The organism is Streptomyces sp. NPDC046876, assembly GCF_040645035.1.
Lineage (GTDB): Bacteria > Actinomycetota > Actinomycetes > Streptomycetales > Streptomycetaceae > Streptomyces.
The window spans coordinates 1-1,253 of record NZ_JBEYXK010000242.1 but is presented as its reverse complement, the minus strand read 5'-3'; the positions used below and the strand labels follow the sequence as shown (position 1 = coordinate 1,253).

Sequence of the window (1,253 nt, the reverse complement as noted above, 5' to 3'; positions counted from 1 at the left end):
GAATCTTGTTTTGATCTTGAATCGGGTCGTAGTCCACGATGAGAAGTGTCCGCGTGTAATTTGCTCCTACACGCACCGAGGAATCAAACTCCGTCAAGTTGTCCGGGGCAATGGCCGTCAGGAGCGTTTCGTTCATGCCACTGACCGTATCTTCAAAGGTTGTTTCGTCTGCTTGTTTGGGCTGCAGCCACTTCGGTCTTTGGTTGTCGCCTACGGATATTGAACAAGAGAAAAGAGGTGAGAGAACGTGAGTTACTTCCGACTGCAAGCCAACATCATCAGCAAGAAAACCCAATCCGCCGTTGCGAGTGCCAGTTACCGCAGTGGGGAAGAATTGTATTCTGAACGCGATGACGAAATCAAAAGCTATCCGCAGCGAGAAGTAGCTCCGATCTCTTTTATCCTCAAGCCTAATCATGCGCCCGAGTGGACACTTGAACGTGAAAAACTGTGGAACGAAGTGGAGAAAATCGAGAAAGCCTGGAACGCGCAATTAGCACGAGAAGTGCTCATTGCGTTGCCGAAGGAGTTACCAGATGATGCGCAACAAGAACTTGTACAATCGTTTGTCCAACACGAATTTGTTGATGAAGGCATGGTCGCAGACGTTGCGATTCACCGAGACAAAGAACACAATCCGCATGCACACATCCTGCTGACAGTTCGCCCATTTAACGAAGATGGAACGTGGGGACAGAAAAAAACACGCCAGTATGAATTGGATCAAAATGGCGAAATTCTTCGCAATGCAACAGGAGAAAAAGTGTTCCAAACCGTTCCTTCTACTCCTTGGAATGAACGCGAGACACTGGTAAAATGGCGCATGAACTATGCGGAAGCCATCAATGAATCTTTTAAGGAACGAGGCATCCTCAAAGAAGTCTCAGCACTTTCTTTTGAGGCACAGGGACTGGATCAAATCGCTGAGGTTCGCTTGGAACGAAATGAATACCAATACGTGAAACGCATGGAAGAAAAGGGACTGGAAGCACAAACGTTTTATCACCAGTTGAATCAAGACATTCGACAAAAGAATGCTGAAATTGCCCAGCTACGCGATAAAATTATTTCTCTTTAAACCTTGCGCGTCGGGGTTCTCTGGCAGAGTTAATATGGCAGGTGTATTTAGACACCAATTATTATGAGATGGCCGGTGCGATGACAAATGGCAAACAACGGACAGCTAATTTACGTGCTTTACATGACCGGGCATTAGAATATGAAAAAACATCGTTTCGTGGACTGTTCCGGTT

Annotated in this window: 1 protein-coding gene; it reads left to right on the top strand. The window is 46.4% G+C overall.

Annotated elements, in window-relative coordinates; genetic code table 11:
- Positions 1-247: 247 nt before the first annotated feature.
- Positions 248-1,078: a MobQ family relaxase gene (mobQ, locus tag ABZ924_RS38725; RefSeq protein WP_361920451.1), complete on the top strand. Its 831-nt coding sequence runs from the start codon at positions 248-250 to the stop codon at positions 1,076-1,078.
- Positions 1,079-1,253 lie beyond the last annotated feature (175 nt).